This window comes from Verrucomicrobiia bacterium (assembly GCA_035574275.1).
GTDB lineage: Bacteria > Zixibacteria > MSB-5A5 > DSPP01 > DSPP01 > DSPP01.
On the sequence record DATLYY010000064.1, the window covers coordinates 125,140 to 144,513 of the forward strand.

At 55.3% G+C, this 19,374-nt stretch carries 15 protein-coding genes; 7 read left to right on the plus strand and 8 right to left on the minus strand.

Features of this window, described 5'->3' with window-relative positions:
* Positions 1–102: 102 nt before the first annotated feature.
* The 5 genes from murA to VNL73_09140 all read right to left on the minus strand — a co-directional run bounded on the left by murA (position 103) and on the right by VNL73_09140 (position 6,146).
* On the minus strand, positions 103–1,368 hold the full coding sequence (murA, locus tag VNL73_09120) for a UDP-N-acetylglucosamine 1-carboxyvinyltransferase (GenBank protein ID HXF49564.1): 1,266 nt from the start codon (positions 1,366–1,368) through the stop codon (positions 103–105).
* A gap of 106 nt (positions 1,369–1,474) precedes the next feature.
* A complete protein-coding gene (locus VNL73_09125; GenBank protein ID HXF49565.1) occupies positions 1,475–2,659 on the minus strand; it encodes a glycosyltransferase family 4 protein in 1,185 nt (394 codons plus the stop codon).
* A gap of 16 nt (positions 2,660–2,675) precedes the next feature.
* On the minus strand, positions 2,676–3,470 hold the full coding sequence (locus tag VNL73_09130; protein HXF49566.1) for a glycosyltransferase family 2 protein: 795 nt from the start codon (positions 3,468–3,470) through the stop codon (positions 2,676–2,678).
* The gene (locus VNL73_09135; GenBank protein HXF49567.1) at positions 3,451–4,329 is read right to left on the minus strand and encodes a class I SAM-dependent methyltransferase; all 879 of its coding nucleotides are present in this window, start codon (positions 4,327–4,329) and stop codon (positions 3,451–3,453) included. Before VNL73_09135 ends, VNL73_09130 begins: the two co-directional genes overlap by 20 nt.
* Positions 4,329–6,146 (minus strand): glycosyltransferase family 39 protein, encoded by a 1,818-nt coding sequence (locus tag VNL73_09140; GenBank protein ID HXF49568.1) that lies wholly within the window; start codon positions 6,144–6,146, stop codon positions 4,329–4,331. Before VNL73_09140 ends, VNL73_09135 begins: the two co-directional genes overlap by 1 nt.
* 155 nt (positions 6,147–6,301) lie before the next feature.
* Between VNL73_09140 and pyrR the strand changes: the two genes are divergently transcribed.
* The 3 genes from pyrR to VNL73_09155 are packed head-to-tail and all read left to right on the plus strand — an operon-like array spanning position 6,302 to position 9,199.
* Positions 6,302–6,853, plus strand: coding sequence for a bifunctional pyr operon transcriptional regulator/uracil phosphoribosyltransferase PyrR (gene pyrR, locus VNL73_09145; GenBank protein HXF49569.1), 552 nt, complete (start codon positions 6,302–6,304; stop codon positions 6,851–6,853).
* Complete coding sequence (locus VNL73_09150) at positions 6,850–7,788, plus strand: aspartate carbamoyltransferase catalytic subunit (protein HXF49570.1); 939 nt, start codon at positions 6,850–6,852, stop codon at positions 7,786–7,788. Before pyrR ends, VNL73_09150 begins: the two co-directional genes overlap by 4 nt.
* Entirely contained in the window at positions 7,781–9,199 is a 1,419-nt protein-coding gene (locus tag VNL73_09155; protein ID HXF49571.1) for a dihydroorotase, read from the plus strand. The genes VNL73_09150 and VNL73_09155 overlap by 8 nt, the downstream gene beginning before the upstream one ends.
* Before the next feature lie 44 nt (positions 9,200–9,243).
* On the opposite strand, the gene VNL73_09160 is transcribed toward VNL73_09155, so the two are convergent.
* Complete coding sequence (locus VNL73_09160) at positions 9,244–9,372, minus strand: hypothetical protein (GenBank protein ID HXF49572.1); 129 nt, start codon at positions 9,370–9,372, stop codon at positions 9,244–9,246.
* On the opposite strand from VNL73_09160, the gene VNL73_09165 reads away from it, so the two are divergent.
* Together VNL73_09165 and fusA are read left to right on the plus strand one after the other, a co-directional pair.
* Positions 9,367–9,747 carry a hypothetical protein gene (locus tag VNL73_09165; GenBank protein HXF49573.1) on the plus strand — a complete coding sequence of 127 codons (381 nt, stop codon included), beginning with the start codon at positions 9,367–9,369 and terminating at the stop codon, positions 9,745–9,747. The genes VNL73_09160 and VNL73_09165 overlap by 6 nt on opposite strands.
* A gap of 442 nt (positions 9,748–10,189) precedes the next feature.
* Positions 10,190–12,265: an elongation factor G gene (gene fusA, locus VNL73_09170; protein ID HXF49574.1), complete on the plus strand. Its 2,076-nt coding sequence runs from the start codon at positions 10,190–10,192 to the stop codon at positions 12,263–12,265.
* 128 nt (positions 12,266–12,393) lie between these two features.
* Here fusA and VNL73_09175 read toward each other — a convergent pair whose 3' ends face one another.
* On the minus strand, positions 12,394–15,462 hold the full coding sequence (locus VNL73_09175; protein HXF49575.1) for a CusA/CzcA family heavy metal efflux RND transporter: 3,069 nt from the start codon (positions 15,460–15,462) through the stop codon (positions 12,394–12,396).
* 6 nt (positions 15,463–15,468) lie between these two features.
* Entirely contained in the window at positions 15,469–16,947 is a 1,479-nt protein-coding gene (locus VNL73_09180; GenBank protein ID HXF49576.1) for an efflux RND transporter periplasmic adaptor subunit, read from the minus strand.
* A 638-nt stretch (positions 16,948–17,585) separates the two neighbouring features.
* Between VNL73_09180 and VNL73_09185 the strand changes: the two genes are divergently transcribed.
* Positions 17,586–18,584: an OmpA family protein gene (locus tag VNL73_09185; protein HXF49577.1), complete on the plus strand. Its 999-nt coding sequence runs from the start codon at positions 17,586–17,588 to the stop codon at positions 18,582–18,584.
* A 176-nt stretch (positions 18,585–18,760) separates the two neighbouring features.
* Complete coding sequence (locus VNL73_09190; GenBank protein ID HXF49578.1) at positions 18,761–19,321, plus strand: hypothetical protein; 561 nt, start codon at positions 18,761–18,763, stop codon at positions 19,319–19,321.
* The last annotated feature ends 53 nt before the right edge of the window (positions 19,322–19,374 follow it).

Below are 19,374 nucleotides of genomic sequence, written 5' to 3' on the forward strand. Positions count from 1 at the left end.
TTTTAACACCCTGCAAAGCCGGTTCGTTCCCGCACCCGAATATGCAAAACTTCGCTTATTGGAATATACGCTTTAAGGCTTACTTTGATAGCGTTTTTGGGGTCAGTCGGCCCGGGCCCGTTTGATTTCGGCCCCGAGATGGGAAAGTTTTTCTTCTATTCTGTGGTAGCCGCGGTCGACGTGATACACCCGCAAAATCTCCGATTTCCCTTCCGCCGCCAACGCCGCCACCACCAAGCCTGCGCCAGCCCGTATGTCGGAGGCCATTACGGTCGCCCCCTTGAGCGTTTCGACCCCGGTGATGGTCGCCTCATCGTGGGCGATTTCAATCTTCGCCCCCAGCCGGGCCAGTTCGGGAGCGTGGGTGAAGCGGTCCTCGAACACCGTTTCCCTAAGATGGCTGGTGCCGCTGGCCACCGTAGCCAAGGACATCATCTGGGCCTGCAAATCGGTGGGGAATCCCGGATAAGGGAACGTGACCACGTTGAAGGCCTTCAGACGGGCAGGGCCTTTGGCCTTGATGGCGTTTTTGTTTATTTCGAGGTGCACCCCCATCTCCGCCAGCTTGATTAAAACCATGTGCAAATGAGTCGGGCAAAGATTGGTCAATTCCACGTACCCGCCGGTGGCGGCGGCGGCGGTCAAAAAAGTCCCGGCCTCCAGCCGGTCCGGAATCACTTTGTGTTCGGCCGGCTCCAGTTTTTTGACCCCGGTGATGGTTATCTGCGTGGTTCCGGCCCCTTCGATTTTGGCCCCCATCTTGTTCAAAAAATTGGCCAAATCCACCACTTCCGGATCGCAGGCGGCGTTGATGATGGTTGTCTTTCCCTTGGCCAGAACGGCGCCGGTGATGATGTTTTCCGTGCCGGTGTGCGTCGGCCGGTCGAAAAAGATGGTGGCGCCGGAAAGTTCCTTTGCCTCGCCGATGACGTAGCCCGACTCTTCCTCGAATTTCGCCCCCATCCGGGAAAAGCCGTACAGGTGCAGATTGACCGGCCGCTGTCCCAACACGCACCCGCCGGGCAGCGAAACTTTGGCCTTGCCAAACCGGCCAAGCAGGGGCCCCAATACGAGGAAGGAGGCCCGCATCTTGCGCACCAGCTCATACGGCGCCTCCGTCTTGCTGACCCCGGAAGCATCCACGGAAAGCCGCTTGTGGGATAAATCCTTCTCCACTTTGGCTCCCAGATGCTCCATCACCTGCACCATCGTGGAAACGTCGGCCAGATCGGGAACGTTTTCGATGACGCACGTTCCCTTGTCCAAAAGTAACGAGGCGGCCAGAACCGGCAAAACGGCGTTCTTGGAGCCGTCGATTTCCACCGAGCCGGAAAGCTTCTTTTTGCCGAAAATTACAAACTTGTCCATGAGTTAATTGTTTTTGCGAAGCGTTTTTTGAAAGCCCTTGATTTTCACAGAAAAAGGAAGTTATCAAACATCGATTCAAAGTCAAGCCGCGCCCGCAAAAAAAATGCTAACGGATGATTTCCGCATACAGCCGGTCAAATTTTTCCGCCAGTTTTTCCGGGGAGAATTTTTCCGTATACGTCCGATGGCCTCTTTTCCCCATCCTCTGTCTCAAATCGGCATCGGCAAGCAGTTTTTTGAATGCGTGGGCCATTTCATCCGGATTATCGGGATCCGCAAGAAATCCGTTTTCGCCATCCGTGACGATGTCGGAAATCCCCCCCGAACGGGCCGCCACCACCGGTTTTTGAAAAAGAAAAGACTCGACCAAAACGAGGCCAAACCCCTCGTTTCTGGAAACAAGGGTCACAATTTCCGCCGCTTGGTAAAGCTTGCCCAATTTTGCAGGGGGCATTGAAGGCAGAAATTCCACCTTTTTTTCCAAATCCAGATTCCGCGCTTTGTTTTTCAGTTCCGCCTCCTTCGGCCCGCTACCAACGATTAAGAGCTTTGCCTCCGGAAATTCATTTGCTACCCGGACAAACGCTTCCAAAAGCATGCCCAGGTTTTTTTGCTCAATCAGCCGGGCCGGGCAGAGAATTATTTTTCCGGTTGCGTCCGCTTTTGGCTCTCTTTGCAGAACCTCTGGGTCGATGGGCATTGGAATTACTGCGATTTTCGACTCGGTTTCCGGGAAAAGGGAGACAAGTTCGTTTTTTAGAAAGCTTGAAACGACCGTAATTTTGGCTGCTCGGCCGAAAACCCGTTTGGCCCGGCCGCGCAAAAAGCCGCTTTTTTTCAAGAGCATCAAATCGGTGCCGTGCAGGGTGACGAGATAAGGCGTTTTCGAAAAAAAGGAATTCCAAAAGGCCACCACCCCGCCGGGTATCCACCAATGGGCATGCAGGAGGGCCGGTTTTTCCTTTTTGACCAGTTTTCTGGTTTTGAAAAAGAAGGCGGCCAGAAAGAAAAGAAACAGGATTTTGTAAAAAAAGCTTTTCTGCACCCGCTCGGCCATATCCCCCATATACGCCAGGGTCTCCCATTTTTCAAAGAAGTAGCGAAAACGGGAGATCTTGACTTTCCCCAACTCCTCTTCCGCCGCCAGACCGGTGGCGTGGGGCAGAAGAATGTGGATATCCCAGCTTTTTTTTGCGAGTTCTTGCGCCAGCGTGTTGATGTAATGGGAGAGCTCTTCCGATTTGAAGCGGAAAAAAGAATGACTTAGAAAAAGTACTTTTTTCCCCGGCACGGGCTTCTTGTCCGCTTTACCGGCCCGTTTCCGGTTTCAATGTCGGCGCCATCGCCACCTTCGCATACTTGGGGAAATTCAAAAGTTTCAAGCGGTGCAGCCGGTACTGCAAAAGCACCCAGAGAATGCCGAGCCCATACTTGACCGATTTCCAAAAACCGATGGAGGAGGCCTCCTTGAAATAGCGGGTCGGAATCGGCACTTCCCCAATCCGGTATTTCCCGGCCACGCACTGCACGATGATTTCCGAGTCGAAAACAAAATCGTCGGAGTTCAACTCCAAAGGCAAACTGGAGAGCAATTGCCGGCTGTAGGCCCGGAATCCGGAGTGGTATTCGCTCAACTGGTACCCCAGAACGATGTTGGCGAGGGTGGTGAGAAATATATTGGCGAAGAACTTCCAGTACGGCATCCCGCCTTCGAGCGCTCCCTTGCGGAAGAACATCCGCGAGCCGAAAACGGCGTCCGCTTTCCCCTCCAGAATCGGGGCGATGAGGCCGGGGATGTAGGTCGGGTCGTACTGGTAATCGGGATGCACCATCACTACCACGTCGGCCCCCCGTTTGACGGCCTCGGCATAGCAGGTTTTCTGGTTGCCGCCGTACCCCCGGTTTTTTTCGTGGCGGATGACCACCAGCCCCAGTTTTTCGGCCAGTGCCACGGTTCCATCCCGGCTGCAGTCATCCACCAGAATTATCTCATCCACCCAATCCCGCGGAATGTCCGCCACCGTCCGCTCGAGTGTCCGCTCGGCGTTGTAAGCCGGCAGAACGGCGGTGACCTTTTTGCTTTTATCCCTTCTTTCCAACATACCATTCCATCTGGTCGCCGAAATTGAGCGGCAGCATCAATTTTTTTAAAGACCGGTTCTTGCCCAGCTTTTCCATAAAAGCAAGATAACCCCCCAGCCGGTAAAAAAAATAGGCGGCTGAAAAATAGCGGGTGTGGGTTCTTTTCTCCACGACCCGAAAACCGGTTTCCGTAAGAATTTTCTCCAGCGTTTTGGGGGAGAAGTAAAAAAGATGCCCCGGGAGAATCGCGTACCACTTCTCCTTGGTCCGTTTCGCTGCAAAGCTTTCGATGTTGGGAGTGGTCAATACAAAAACGCCGTTCGGTTTTAAGATTTTTGTGACTTCCGAAAGAACTTGTCTTGGATCCGTCAAATGCTCGATGACATCCAGCATCGTTATGGCGTCAAAACTCTCCGGTTTCCAATTCAGCTTCTCCAGCGGCTGGTTGTAAATGGAAAGCCCGAACGTTTTTTCCGCATGCTCTTTTGACCATTTTGAGAACTCGATGCCCGCCGTCTCCCATCCCCGGCCTTTCGCCTCCGCCAAAAAAAAACCGGCCGAGCTGCCGATGTCCAAAATTTTCCCCTTGTTTGTAAGCCGTTCGATTCGTTCCAGAATTTTTCGCGACGCCTTCCGCCGTCCAGTTTCTTCTTCAAGATAAGTCGGGTCTGACTTGCTCGGTATGGCGGCAAACGCCTCCCGTTCCGCCTTCGCAAGCATCCAAAGCCCGCAATTTGGGCAGGCGTAGAGGTTTCCATGCCTGCCGGTGCGGTTTTCGGTGATGGCGTAGCTTTCCTCCTCCGGTTTGGTGGTGGACGGGTATCGCAGTTCGACCGGCGAGGCGCAGAGGTAACAAAGCTCCAGCGGGGAGGAAGCCATTACGAAGTTTTAGGGGGAAGTTCCAATAGATACAGCGTGCCGCCCGCCACCGGATAGGCCTTCAGAACCTTCGATTTTGCCAAAACGTCCGGATAGGTTTCCTGAAAAAATTGCGCCTCCCAACCCCCTTGAAAAATCAAAAGATGGGTCACCGGAAAGCGCTCCAAAACCTTTTCTTTGTGCAAATAGATCTGCATCGGCAAAGCCCTCACCGGCGCTTCAATCGTGGCGGAGGAAGACCACGGCCCCGCAACCATGCTACCCGTCGGCAGGTTCCTCAAATCCCGCGAAAGCTCCACTTCCTGATAGGTTTTGTTCTTCGACCAGCGGTTGTACTGCGAAAAATCGGAAATTATGCCAAAGAAGAGCAGAACGAGCACGAGAACCCGCGCGGGGAAAACCGAAACACCGGACTTTTTCGCTAGCTTCGAGCTTAACCACCACCACAATCCTAATCCTACGACGCCGACAATTACTGCTTGAGTGAGCAGCTTGCCGTAATTTTGCACTGTTTTCAAAAGGTCTTCAAACCAGATCTGCGGACTGGCGCTGAAGGTATCCACCAGCCCCGTAAAACTCGGATAATTGTTCAGCATAAAAGCGTACCAGGTGTAAAGCAGGTTGAAACTGAAAAGAATTACCAGGGGGGCTTTCAAAAGCAGGCCTGTTGCGGTTGGCTGGGCCGGCTTGAATCCCTCCTGCCAGAGTTCGACCGCCTTCAAGCTGGCCCAGAAAATCGTCGGCAAAAGAAAAATCATCTGGTACCGCAGGGGATGATAATTGGTTAGTGAGAGCATTATCGTTCCCGTGCAATAGCCCGCGAAAATGATAAACTTAAGCGAATTTTTTTCTTTCAGCCTGTCCCTAATATCCCCCACCCAAGCCAAAAGCCCCCAACAGGCGAGAAGAAAGACGATGGGTGCCCGGGCCGAAAGCCTGTCCCCTGTGCCGAGCGTAACAATGTTGCGGATGAAAACCCAGATATCCTCCGGCTTTCCCCCCGCCGATTCAATGGTGTTCGCCTTCACCATCAGCCGCGCCGGATAACCGAAGGGCAGAATAATTGTCAATACCCAGACAATTGGGCCGATGAGAAACCCGCTGGCAAAAAACAAAAGCGGCTTCCACCCCTTTTCCTTCAAGGGGGAGTCCGGCACGAAAAATTTTTGCCTTAATGCTTCGGCCACCAACACCGGCGCGAAAAAAAGCCCTGAAAGTTTGACAAAGAATATCGCCACGGAGGCGGAAAGCCCGGCCAAAAGAAACTGCCAGTTTTTGCGGGCCGGCAGCGTCCAGAAAAAAATCGAAAGCAGAACAAAAAACATCATCGTGGACTCTTCCAAAGCCAAGCGGTTCTGCATTATCCATAGAAAGTTGGTTGATGCAAGCAGGCTTCCCAAAAGCCCGGCCTTCGTGCCGCCTTCCCGTTTCAAAATGAAGAAGGTGAGAAGAATCGTCCCCAACCCGAAAAGCACGGAGATCATTCGTGCTTGGGAGAATCCGAAGCCGAAGAGCTTGAAATTGACGAACATTATCACGGAGAAAAGAGGGGAGACCGCCATCCGGAAAAAATCATCCAAAAGCCATCGTCCAAAAAGAACTTTATTCTTGGCGTTTTGCACCATAAACCCCTCGTCCGTATAGGGGGACAGGCTCCAGGTCAAATCCCGCGGAGCGTCGGCGGTCAAGCCGTTTATTCGCAGGAGAAATCCTACGAGAAGTATGAACCCCAAAAGAAGCCCTGCGGTTTTCGGAGAGATTTCTCTTGCCTGCGCCGATGAAACCGGACGAGCGGACTTGGGCTTTTTTTCGGCCATCGCGCCAGAATATAAGGGGGCAAGATAGAAGTCAAAGCGAAGAATTTTAACCGCAAGTAGGACCACTTCCTGAAAACTGCTTGACTTCTTTGCTTTCGGCATTAAGTTCCAACCGGTTCCTTTAAACCGGTCCTGTGAGGCCGGAAAGGAAAAGAATGCAGAAGGAAAGTCCCGTTTTAGACGAACGCCAAGTGGGCCGCGTATTGGCCCGGATTTCCCACGAAATTTCGGAACGCAACGCCGGCGCCAAAAATCTGGTTGTCGTCGGCATCCAAACCCGCGGCGCCCTTTTAGCCCGAAGATTAGCCAAACTGCTTTCCGAACTGGAAGGGCTTAAAGTTCCGGTTGGGGAAATGGACATCACCTTCTACCGCGACGACATCGAAACCCGCCCCGACCGACCGGTAGTCAAAAAAACCCACATTCCGTTCTCCATCGACGACAAAATCGTCATTTTGGTCGATGACGTTTTGTTCACCGGTCGCACGGTGCGCGCCGCCTTGGATGAACTGATCGATTTCGGCCGCCCCAAAGCGGTGCAGTTGGCCGTCTTGGTCGATCGCGGTCACCGGGAGCTGCCCATTCGCGCCGACTACGTCGGCAAAAACATTCCTACTTCCCAATTGCAGGAAATAATCGTCCGGGTCAAAGAGGCCGACCGGCAGGATTCGGTAACGCTGGCGGACAAAAAGAAGGGGCGGAAGTGAAAAAGTTTCCCCACAAACATCTTTTGGGACTGGAAGGATTGACGCGGGAAGAAATCGAGTTTGTGCTCGATACCGCCGTCACCTTCAAAGAGGTTCTGGAACGCCCGATTAAAAAAGTTCCCACCCTGCGGGGGTTGACCATCGTCAATCTCTTCTACGAGGCCTCCACCCGCACCCGCATCTCCTTCGAACTGGCCCAAAAGCGGCTCTCCGCCGACACGGTGAACTTCTCCCCCTCCGGCTCCTCGGTCAAAAAAGGGGAAACCTTGAAGGACACCGTGCGGAATTTGGAGGCGATGAAAATCGATATGGTGGTGGTACGCCACGCCTCCTCCGGCGTGCCGTACTTTTTGACCCGGTGTTTGGAATCCTCCATCATCAACGCCGGAGACGGCGCTCACGAACATCCGACGCAGGGGCTTCTGGACCTCTATACGATACGGGAAAAATACGGCAAAGTGGAGGGGCTGCGGGTCGTCATCGTCGGCGACGTCAAGCACAGCCGGGTGGCGCGCTCCAACATCTGGGGACTGAAGGCGATGGGGGCCTCCGTCGCCGTTTGCGGGCCTTCCACCCTTCTGCCGGTGGAAATGGAAAAAATGGGGGTCGAGGTTTACACCGATTTGAACAAAGCCCTCTGGGGCGCCGACGTGGTCAATGTTTTGCGTCTGCAACTGGAGCGTATGGAACGCGGCTTTCTCCCCACCCTGCGGGAATATTCCCGCTTGTTTGGTATTAACAAGGAACGGCTGGCTCTCTTGAACAAAAACTACACGATTATGCACCCCGGCCCGATCAACCGCGGCGTGGAAATTACCCCGGAAGTGGCCGACTCGCCGGAGTCGGTGATTTTGGCACAGGTCACCAACGGCGTCGCCGTGCGGATGGCCGTTCTGTATCTTCTCTCCGGCCAGCAGGAGGAAGCGGTTGCCTAAGAAATTAAAGAAAGAGGAAGGGCTTCCCCGCACCCCGGCGATCATCGCCGGCGGCCGCATCGTCGACCCCGCCTCCGGCATCGACCGGCCCGGCGACGTTTATCTCGAGAGCGGCAAAATCGCCCGGCTGGAATTTTCCAAACTCCTTTCAAAAAAATCGATTCAATCGTTCGGTTCGAGGGCGCTGGATGCTTCCGGGTTGGTCGTTTCCCCCGGGTTCGTCGATTTGCACGTTCATCTGCGCGAACCGGGCCGGGAGGATGAAGAAACGATTGTCTCCGGGACGAAGGCCGCAGCAGCGGGCGGTTTCACCTCCGTTTGCTGCATGCCGAATACCGACCCGCCGTTGGACAATCAGGAAAACATCCGCTTCGTTTTGGAACAGGCCCGCTTTGCTTACGCGCGGGTGTATCCCACCGGCTGCATTACCCAGGGGCGCGGGGGGGAGAAGATTGCCGAAATCGGGGATTTGTATGCGGCCGGGGCGGTGGCGGTCACCGATGACGGTTCGCCGGTGATGGATGCCTCCGTGATGCGCCTCGCTTTCGAGTATTCCAAAATGTTCGGCATCCCGGTTGTACAGCATGCCGAGGATATGAACCTCTCGCACGGCGGGATCATGCACGAGGGGTTTGTCTCCACCGTTCTGGGAATGCGGGGCATCCCGGCGGCGGCCGAAGAGGTCATCGTCGCCCGGGATTTGAAGCTTTTGGAAAGTTTCGGTGGCCGTTTGCACATCGCCCATCTTTCCACCGCCGGGGCGTTGGAACTCGTGCGGGAGGCGAAGAGAAAAAAACTGTCGGTCAGTTGCGAGGTCACGCCCCATCATTTGACCTTGACCGATGAGGAAATAAAAAAAAGTTTTAATCCCAACCTGCGGGTCAATCCCCCGGTGCGTTCCAAAAAGGATGTGGAAGCGCTGCGCGAAGGGTTGATTGACGGCACCATCGACGCCATCGCCACCGACCACGCCCCTCATTCCCGGGAGGAAAAGGAAGTGGAATTCGACGCCGCCCCCAACGGAATGATCGGCTTGGAAACCGCCTTCGGCATCGTTATGACTGAACTCGTGGCCAAAGGATATCTCTCGCTCGTGCAGGCCGTCGAAAAGCTTACTGCAGGGCCGGCAAAGGTTTTCGGTCTTTCGGGTGGCCGGTTGAAAGCCGGCCATCCCGCCGACCTCACCCTTTTCGACCCCAACCAAGGCTGGACGTATCGCGCGGCGGAAGGGTACTCCAAATCGATCAACTCCCCCTTCGACGGCTGGAGCTTCAAGGGCAAAATCGTCTCCACGTTGATGAACGGGAAAGTGATTTATCCATTTGAATCAAAATTAGAGGTCACGCCCCTCGGCCCACAGGACAAAATAAAAATCCGGGTTTCCGGAAGAAAAAAACAGAAAAAAAGATAAAACCCGCCGGGTAGCCCGGAGCCCCCGCTCCGGGTGGTATCGCATTAACGGAAGGAGGGAACCTGAACGCCGCTCACCTGCACCTGATAACCAATCATTTCCCCGTCGTCGGCACCCTTATCGCTTTTCTCGTTCTGCTTCTGGGCTGGGCGGGCAAAAAATCGGCCGTGCAAAAAACCGCCCTGCTTTTGTTCGTCTTCATCGGGCTCGTTTCCATCCTCGTTTACGTCTCCGGAACCGGCGCGGAGGAGATCATCGAAAAATTCCCGGGCATCTCCGAACGGGCCATCGAAGAGCACGAAGAATCGGCCGTCGTCACGCTGATTTTTATCGAGCTTCTGGCTGTGGCCGCTCTTATGGGTTTCGCCCTTTTCGGCCGCCGGGAAAACCTGCCGGGAGGATTTCTTTTGACCGTCGTGATTTTGACGGTTGTCGCAGGGATTCTGACTGCCAACACCTCCAATCTCGGCGGCAAAATCCGCCACCCGCAGGAAATGGGAGGAACTTTGCCTTCTGGCGAAGAACCAGAGACGGAGCAAAAAGAATAAAAAAACCGGAGGGCGCCGACCCGCCCTCCAGCCACTTTATCCGCCCGGTTCTTTTTTTTCTTGGAAGAACCGGCCGTTTTTAACCGTTTTACTCCATTCCTAACTGCAATTTTAATACCGGCTTAGCAGAAAACCGTCTTTATAAATAGACCCAAAACAGCCCCGCAACCCATTTAACTGCAACAAGATAGATGGCACACTTCATGCTTTCCAATTTTCCCGCGAAAAACCCCTTTGCATGGTGCAAATCCCCGCCAAAACTGTCGGCTTTCGGCAATAGTTAATCCGGTTTAGACTTTCTTTAGCTCATAGCTTTTCGCCGATTTTCGCCCTTTGGAAAAGGGCCAGTAAGCAATTTGTAAAAAGCGCCCGCCTCCCGAGATTCCGGCGTTGACAAAGAATGGGGCGTTTTTTACCTTGAAAATTTTGGAGCGAAAACTGGATGGCAAATTCGGAACAACTTCGCAACATCGGGATAGTCGGACACGGCGGGAGCGGAAAGACCTCCCTTGCGGAGGCGTTTTTGTTTTCCGCCAAGGCCACCACCCGGCTCGGGCGGGTGGATGAAGGGAATACCACGTCCGATTACGCCGCCGACGAGGTGGCCCGCAAAATCTCCATCTCCGCGGCGCTTCTGCATTTCGACTGGCAGGGGTGCAAGTTCAATTTGGTCGATATGCCCGGCTACGCCGATTTCATCGGCGAAGTGGCGGGCGGGCTTTCCGTCTGTGAAACGGCTCTAATTTCCGTCAACACCCAGGCGGGGCTGGAAGTCGGCGTGGAGCAGGTTCTGAAATACGCCGAGCGGTACAAAACGGCCAAAATTTTCTTCTTCAACAAACTGGACAAGGAACACACCGACTTTTACAAAACGCTGGAGCAGTTCAAAACGCACTATGGGAACGGCGTTTTGCCCTTCTTCTTGCCCATCGGCGCCGGGCCGAACTTTAAAGGGGTTATCGACGTTTTAGCCAACAAGGCCTTCAGTTACGAAGGGGGGCAGACCAAAGAGATTCCCATCCCCGCTTCGGAGGCCGGAAAAGTGGACGAAGCCCGGCAAAAAATTCTGGAAGCGGCGGCGGAATCGGACGACACACTTCTGGAAAAATTCTTCGATTCCGGCACGCTCACCGACGATGAACTGAAAGGCGGATTGCATCACGGCATAAAAGAGGGTAAAATCATACCGGTTTTGTGCGGCTCGGCCGCCAATTTGACCGGCATTGCCCAGGCCTTGGATTTTCTGGCGAACTATGCGCCGGCCCCCAGCGACTTTCCGGTAGTGGAAGGGACGCTTCCCGGCACGCCTCAAAAAATCGAACGCAAGACGCTGGCCTCGGAGCCGTTGTCCGCCCGGATTTTCAAAACCGTATCTGAACCGCATTTGGGGGAGCTATCATTTTTTCGCGTCTATTCCGGCAAGGTCGCCCCCGGCAACGACGTTTTCAACGCCAACCGCCAGACCAGCGAGCGAATCGGGCAGATTTATTTGATGAACGGGAAGGAACGCAAGGAGATAGGGGAGGTCGCGGCCGGTGATTTGGGGGCGTTCGTTAAGTTGAAAACGAGTCACACCGGCGATACTTTGTGCGACAAAAAAGCCCCCATTTTACTCCCGCCTTTGGAATTTCCCAAGCCGGTCATCAATCTGGCCGTCGTCCCCAAGCGGAAGGAGGACGAGGAGAAAATGGCCGTGGGGTTTGCCCGCCTGCACGAAGAGGACCCCACTTTCAACATGGCCTACGACGGAGAGATTCACCAAAACATTGTCCACGGGCAGGGGGAGCTGCATTTGGAAGTGATCACCGACCGGCTGAAACGGAAGTTCGGCATCGAAGTGGAATTAATCAAACCCCGCATCCCCTACCGCGAGACGATAAAGGCCCGCGCCGAGGTGCAGGGGAAGCACAAAAAGCAGTCCGGCGGCCGGGGGCAGTATGGCGACGTTTGGTTGCGCATCGAGCCCCTAAAACGCGGCGAGGGGTTCCAGTTCATCGACGAGGTGGTCGGCGGGGTGGTTCCCTCCAAGTACATTCCCTCGGTGGAAAAGGGGGTCATCGAGGCGATGCACGAAGGGGCCTTGGCGGGATATCCCGTGGTGGACGTGAAGGTCACCATTTACGACGGAAGCTACCACACGGTGGACTCCTCGGACATCGCCTTCAAAATCGCCGGGTCGCTCGCCTTTCGCACCGGGTTTATGCAGTGCCGGCCGGTGCTTTTGGAGCCGATTTACAACGTCGAAGTGGTGGTCCCAAGCGAATATATGGGGGACGTGATGGGGGATCTCTCCGCCCGGCGGGGAAAGATTTCCGGGATGGAGGCGGACGGCGGCTTTGAAAAAATACGGGCGCAGGTGCCGCTGGCGGATTTGTACAAGTATTCCACGGCGCTCCGCTCGCTCACCCAGGGGCGCGGCTACCACACCCGCAGCTTTTCCCACTACGAAGAAGTCCCGCGGGAAACCGCCGAAAAAGTCATCAAAGAATCCCAGGCCGAAAAAACCAACGGGAAATAAACCTCCCCTCCCTCGGCTCTCTCTCGGGACAAGTTAATCCCTTCCTTCGTAAGAAGGGTACAAAAAGAGCACCGTTCACTCCAAAGTTGCTGTGAATTTGGCAATTTTGCTTTCCCCGTGCTGGAACCCTATTGTTCGGAGGGGATTTTTTTGCCAAACAGCGTATAGAGCACTGGAAGAACGAGCAAGGTCAATGCCGTGGAGGTGAGGATACCACCGATGACCACGGTCGCCAGGGGCCGTTGAACTTCCGCGCCCACGCCGGAGGAAAGGGCCATCGGAATAAAGCCGAAGGCGGCCACCAAAGCGGTCATCAAAACGGGGCGCAGGCGGCTTTCGGCCCCCTCGCGCACCGCGGCGGACAGTTCCAGTCCCTCCGAGCGGAGGCGTTTGATTGTGGAGATCAGAACCAGCCCGTTTAACACGGCGACGCCGGAAAGGGCGATAAAGCCGACCCCCGCGGATATGGAAAAAGGCATTCCGCGGAGGGCCAAGGCTGCCACCCCGCCAACAACGGCCAGCGGCACGCCGGTGAAAATCAGAAGCGCATCCCGCACCGATTTGTACGTCCAGTACAGAAGTCCGAATATCAGAAGCAGCGCAAACGGCACCACCAAGGCGAGCCGGGATTTGGCCCGTTCCAAGTTTTCGAACTGTCCGCCGAAGCGGACGAAATATCCCTCGGGCAGTTCAATTTCTTTCTCAATTCTTCGGCGCAGTTCATCCACGAACGAACCAACGTCCCTGCCCCGCACGTTGGTTTGAACGACGATACGGCGCTTGCTCCACTCGCGGGTGATGGTGGAGCGGCCAGGGGAAAGGTTCGGCCTGGTCACCCGATCCAAGGTGACCAGTTCGCCGGTGGCGGCCTTAATCGGAATCCGCTGGATGTCCTCCGGCGAGCGCCGGTAGGATTCGTTCAAGCGGAGGGCCAAATCGAAGCGGCGCTGGCCTTCGTACACTTCGCCGACTTTGATGCCGCCAAAGCTTTCCACCACGTCCAGCACTTCGCGGGAAGAAAGGCCGAAGCGGGAGAGCCGCTCCCGGTCCACAGCTATTTGCAATTGAGGCTGGCCGGTCAACTGCTCCACGGAAACATCGGCGCTTCCCCTTACGTTTTCCGTCAAGCGGGCAATCTCTTCCGCCTTTTGCTCCAAGATGGCCAGGTCATCGCCAAAAATTTTGATTCCCACATCAGCCCGGATTCCGGCAATCATTTCGTTCACCCGCATTTCAATCGGCTGGGTGAAGATTCGATTCGCCCCGGGGAGATCTGCGAGCTCTTCGTCCATCGCCGCAACCAGCTCCGCTTGGTTTTTTGCTTTTTTCCATTTATCCCGATGGGTAAGGGTGATAAAAACGTCCGAAAGCTCCAAGCCCATCGGGTCGGTGGCCAGCTCGGCCGTGCCCGTGCGGGTCCAGATATGCTCGATTTCATCCGGGAATTCTTCCAAAAGGATCTTTTCAATCCGACTGCCATAGTCCACGGACTGCTCCAGCGAAACGCCGGCCAGGCGCACGACGTTAATGGCAATTGTCCCCTCACTCAAACGGGGGACAAACTCGGCTCCCAGTAATAAGAAAACGATAATGCCCACCGCCAGCAGAGCTGCGGCGGAAGCCAGAACGGCGCGCCCGTGCGCCAGCGCCCAGTTGAGAGCGGGGCGATACAACAGTTTTAACCATTCGACCAAACGGGGTTCCGATTCGCGCACATTTTTGCCAAGGAAGGCGGCAATCAAGGCAGGAATGACGGTGAAAGAAAGAAGAAGCGAACCGGCCAGAACAAAGGTGACGGTCAAAGCCATCGGGCGGAAGAGTTTTCCCTCCACCCCCTGCAGAGTAAGGATGGGGAGGTAGACGATAATGATTATCAACTCGCCAAAAAGGGTCGGTTTGCGCACTTCCAAAATGGCGTCGCGAATAACTTCAAGACGAGACGGGGCGGCGCCCGCTTGGGAAAGGCGACGAACGGCGTTTTCGACCTGAATCACGGAATTGTCCACTGCCAAGCCGAAGTCAATGGCGCCTAGGCTCATCAAGCTGCCGGTAATTCCGGCCCGCGACATCAAATCAAACGCAAAAAGCAACGAGAGGGGAATGGAGGAGGCGACGATGAGCCCGGCCCGGATGTTGCCGAGAAAGGCAAAAAGTATGGCGACCACCAAAACCGCGCCAAAAAAGAGGTTGTGTTCGACCGTTTTCAGCACATGATTGACAAGGTCCATGCGCTGGTAAACAGGTTTGACCACCACGCCTTCCGGCAGGGAGGTTTTGATTTCATCCAGACGACGGGCCAGTTTTTGGGTGACTTCCTTCGGATTCTGGCCGGTCAGCATAAAACCCAATCCCAAGACCGCCTCGCCTGCTCCATCATAGGTGGTTGCTCCCCGGCGCAACTCGTGGCCTATGACCACATCGGCGAAATCCCGGATGCGAATGGGCACCCCTTTGCGCGTTTCCATGACCAGTTCTTCAATTTCCTCCCTTTGGCTGACCATACCCAACCCACGCACCAACGTTTGCTCCCCCGCTTTGATCATCTGGCCGCCGGGGACGTTGCCCAGATTTTCGCGAAGTTTGACGGTAACGGTTGACAAAGAAATGCCGTACTGAGCCAGGCGGTTCGGGTCAACCAAAACATGATACTGTTTCTCATAGCCGCCCCAGGTGTTGACTTCCGCAACACCCGGCACGGATTGAAGCTGGGGTTTTATTATCCAATCCTGAATGGTGCGAAGTTCGGTTGGGTCTGCGGTTCTGCCCACGACGACATAGTGGAAGATTTCCCCGAGACCGGTGGAGATGGGCCCCAACTGGGGGGGCGGGACGCCATCCGGAAGCTCGACGCCGACCAACCGTTCGGCCGTCTGCTGGCGGGCTAAATAAAGGTTGGTTTCGTCACTGAAAATGAGAGTAACCTGTGAGAGGCCGTATTTAGAAATAGAACGGACTTCGGTAAGCCCGGACAGGCCGGCAAGCCGTCTTTCCAGAGGGAAGGTAATCTGGCGCTCCATTTCCTCCGGCGCCCAACCGGGAGCTGAGACGTTCACCTGCACCAAAACCGGCGTGGTATCCGGAAAAGCGTCGAACGGAAGCCGCCAAAGCGCCACCAATCCGGCAATGACCAATAGTCCAGCCAAACAAAGAACAAAAAACCGCTGGTGAATGGTAAATTCTATGAGCCGCTTGAGCATGCTGCTTTACGACGTCGGCTCGATACCGCAACAACCAGCGCCGATGTTGCTTTTTTTCAGTTCGGTTTTCAACAAATAGCTCCCCTTAACCACCACCGGTTCGCCCGGCTTAAGACCGCCCGCCACGCGGTAATGCTCCGGGTCGGCCGGTTCGATTTCCACCTTGCGGGGACGGTAGCGGTCCGGTGATTCCTCCACGAACACCACGTTGCAGCAGCCCTCCCATTGAACAGCGTCTTTGGGTACCACCACGGATTTGGTTTCCGAGCGAGTGTAGATGACCGCCCGGCCGAAGCGCCCAGGGGGGAGTTCATTGAAAGCGGAAGTCATTTTAGCCCGCACTTTGCCGGTGCGGGTCTCCGAATCCAGAAAACGGGCCACCCAGACGACTTTTCCCTGACTGGTTTGCCGGCCGGTGGCATCGGTCAGAAATTCCAGTTTTTGTCCGACTTTTATCTTACTTAGTTCCTCTTCCCGAACTTGCGCTTCCAGCCAAACCGAATTGCCGCTGGAAAGCAGGGCCAGGGCCGTTCCGGCGGGAAGAAGATTTCCCAGAGAAGCTTTGCGTTCCATAAACACCCCGCTTTTTTGGGCGCGCAAAAAGAATTTGGAAGTTATTGAACGACTTGCGGCGAGCGATTCAACTTCTGCTGTGGTCAGGCCGGCCGAACGCAAGAGTCCTTCGGCCCGGGCCAAGCTGGCGCGGGTTTCTTCGGCTTTGGCCTCACTCATTTCAAACGCGCTGGCGCTTACCAGATTTTTTTGTTTCAGTTGTTCCATTCGCTTCTGTTCCTTTTCCTGTACCGACCAGGCGGCGCGGGCTTCCAAAAGTTCGGCTTTCAAACCCGGCATATCTGGGGATTCCAATTCAGCCAGGATTTGGCCTTCCTCAACGGCATCCCCCGGTTTGGCCAGCCAGCGGGTTACCAGAGCAGGCACGGTAGTCGTTTGGATGGTGGTTTGGGTCTCGTCAAAGACAATTTCCGCCGGAGCTTCCACGGCGGGCGCAGTCTCGGCAGACAACGCCGGTTCGACGGTCAGCCCCGCGCGTTGGGCCGTTTGCACAGAGGCGAACTGGATGATGGCGCCGTCCGTGGCGCAACTGGTCTTGTTTTTCGGAAAGAAAATGGAAACCTCTGATTCCATATCCAACTGAAGCAATGCAGCCGGAGGCGGCTCCTGCGGAAATTTCAAATCCGGATTGCATAAGCGGCAATGGGATTCCGGCAGGGCGTGCTCCGCGCACCAATCGTTTTTAGCCTTGAAGGTTTCCATCAATTGCGGATGGCATTTGGTGCATTCCGACTCCGGCACGCGGTGTTCAGCGCACCAGTCGGCCATCCCGGACGGGATGGAGGAAGCGGCAACGCCGGATTTCTCCGGTGCGGACGACTCGTTCGTTTGGCCGGACCATTTCATGACCGCTACGGTAGCGACCACAGCAAAGACCACAAGGCCGGTTAGGCCGATAAATTTTTTAAGCATGACAAACTCCTTTCAAATTCAAAACCATTCCACGGTTGAAATACACTAAAACCGTGCAAGCAATTAACGGTAAAGGCCAAGCGTTCAAGCGAACGCCCGAATCAAGGACTACTTAGAAAGCCGGATTAGGCCTTGGGAGGGTGATAGATGGAGCGGAAGCTGGATTGGTTAGAGAATACTAAGTCCTGTAGTGAAATCTCTTGTTGAATTGGAGTGTGTTCAATGGATTCATAATTCCCGGAAGTAAATAGGAAATGGCCGCAGCAAAGGCCGCAGTCCTTGTTACCTGTATCCGAAACAGGGGAGGCAGGCCCATCCGTGCAGCCGTCCGACTGGCAAATGGCAATTGAAGTTTTTTCCATCGGGCAAAAACAGAAGAGGCCCTCCCCCAACCAAAGGGCTGCCATTACAAGAATCAGAAAAGCCCGCTTCGTCATCTTGCATACAAAATAAGTCAACCTCCTCGGAAGTCAACCTTAAAGTTTTACAATATTCTTGAACTTCGTGGAGAGATGGCCGGTGGAATTGCGGGCGTCGAAGATAAGACAACCTAATCCCCCCCTGTGAAAAAAGTTGCTATTTCGAAATTCGGGGTTATATTTTTGGGGAACTGTAGAGGAAGGGGGAAAGGACAGGTTATGAAAAAAGGTCTTTTGTTTTTAACGGGTATGCTCATTTTTGCGAGCGCCTTCGGCCAGCCAAAACCCACCGGTTTCGGGGATTTGAACCAGAAGCTGGTTTTCACCCCGGGGGCGGGACTAATTTTTCCCGTCGGGGATTTTGACAACGCCAACGATATGGGATTCTCGCTCGGCGGCGGGCTGGAATACTTTGTCTCCTCCCGTTTGGCGCTTTCGGCCAACTACGCCTATCAATCCTTTGGCGACCCGGCTCTGGGAGTGAACGGCGAAAGCTTTCACTTTCTGGGATTGGGGGCGCGCGGGCTGCTCTTCAAGGATGCACGGCTGAACCCGTACATCCGGCTGGCAGGGGGGCTGTACCAGGCCTCCGGGGCCTCCAAGGCGGGTATCAACGGCGGGCCGGGAATTTTGTACCGGGCCTCCGAAAACGTCGGGCTCTGGGCGGAAGGGAACGCCCATATGATTTTTGACTATGCTGCCGGCCCGGCCTCCAACACGGCCCATTTTCTGGGGGTCTCCGCCGGGTTGATGCTGACGATCCCCACCGGCAGGCAGAAATCGCAGGCGATCCGCCGCAAACCGGGAGAGCCGCCGCCGACGGCCATCAAGGAGGAAAAACGGCAGGAACCGGGGGTCTTGGCGCCGGCCGGAGAACCAGAGATGGAACTTGCGCCGGTCTATTTCGATTTCGACAAATACCATCTGCGCTCCGACGCGAAAGAGACGCTGGAGAGAAACCTTGAAATTTTGCGGCAAAATCCCGGCTGGAAAATCGAACTGGAAGGACACTGCGACGAAATCGGCACGGAAGAGTACAACATCAGTTTGGGCTGGAAGCGGGCCGAAGTGGTGCGGGAGTTTTTGGTCCAATCCGGCCTCGAACGGGACCGCTTCGCCACCATCTCCTACGGCAAAATGCGCCCGGCCTCGCTCGGGCTGGATGAGGCCGCCCGCTCCAAAAACCGCCGGGTGGAATTCAAAATCGTCGCCCGGTAGGGGTATCTTTTTGTTTCCCGGTATTTGCGGGGCGAACCGCCGGTTCACCTCTTTTTATTTGCCTTCCTCCCCGTATCGGGAAGAGGGGGAGGCGGTTAACCCCTCCCCAAAAAAGGGGTTGCCTTTTTGGAATTAAGGCGTATTTTTGCCAGACCTTGAACAGAGGAGGAGGAGATATGAGAAAAATTGTGTTAACGGTTCTGGCTGTGCTCTTGGTTTTTGCGGCGTTTGCGACCGCCAAGCCGAGGCCGTCCGGCTTCGGGACTTTGGACAAGACTTTGGTCGTCACGCCGACGGGCGGGCTGCTGTTTCCCACCGGCGATTTTGACAACGGTGCGGACATGGGCTTTTTGGCGGGGGGGAACCTGGAATACTTCGTCAATCCCCGGGCGGCCCTTTCGCTCAATCTGGCCTATCATTCATTCGGCGCCCCCACGGGGGTGCCCGACGGGGCCGATTTCTTTTTGATCGGCGGCGGCGCCCGCGGCCTGCTTTTTGACGACGCCAAAATCAACCCCTACGGGCGGGTGGCCGGCGGGCTCTACCAGGGGAACGACGAATCGAACGTCGGGGTGAACTTCGGGGCGGGGGCGCTCATCCGCTCCAGCAAAACGCTCGGCTTTTTTGCCGAGGGGGCCCTGCATTTCGTCTTTGGCGTCGGCACCGGGGCCAGCACCACGGTCAACTTTCTCGGTTTTACCGGCGGACTGGTCTTGACCATTCCCACCGGGAATTAGGAGTGCAAAAGCGCAAACCGTCTTTCTCCGGATGCGGGGGAAGACGGTTTCTT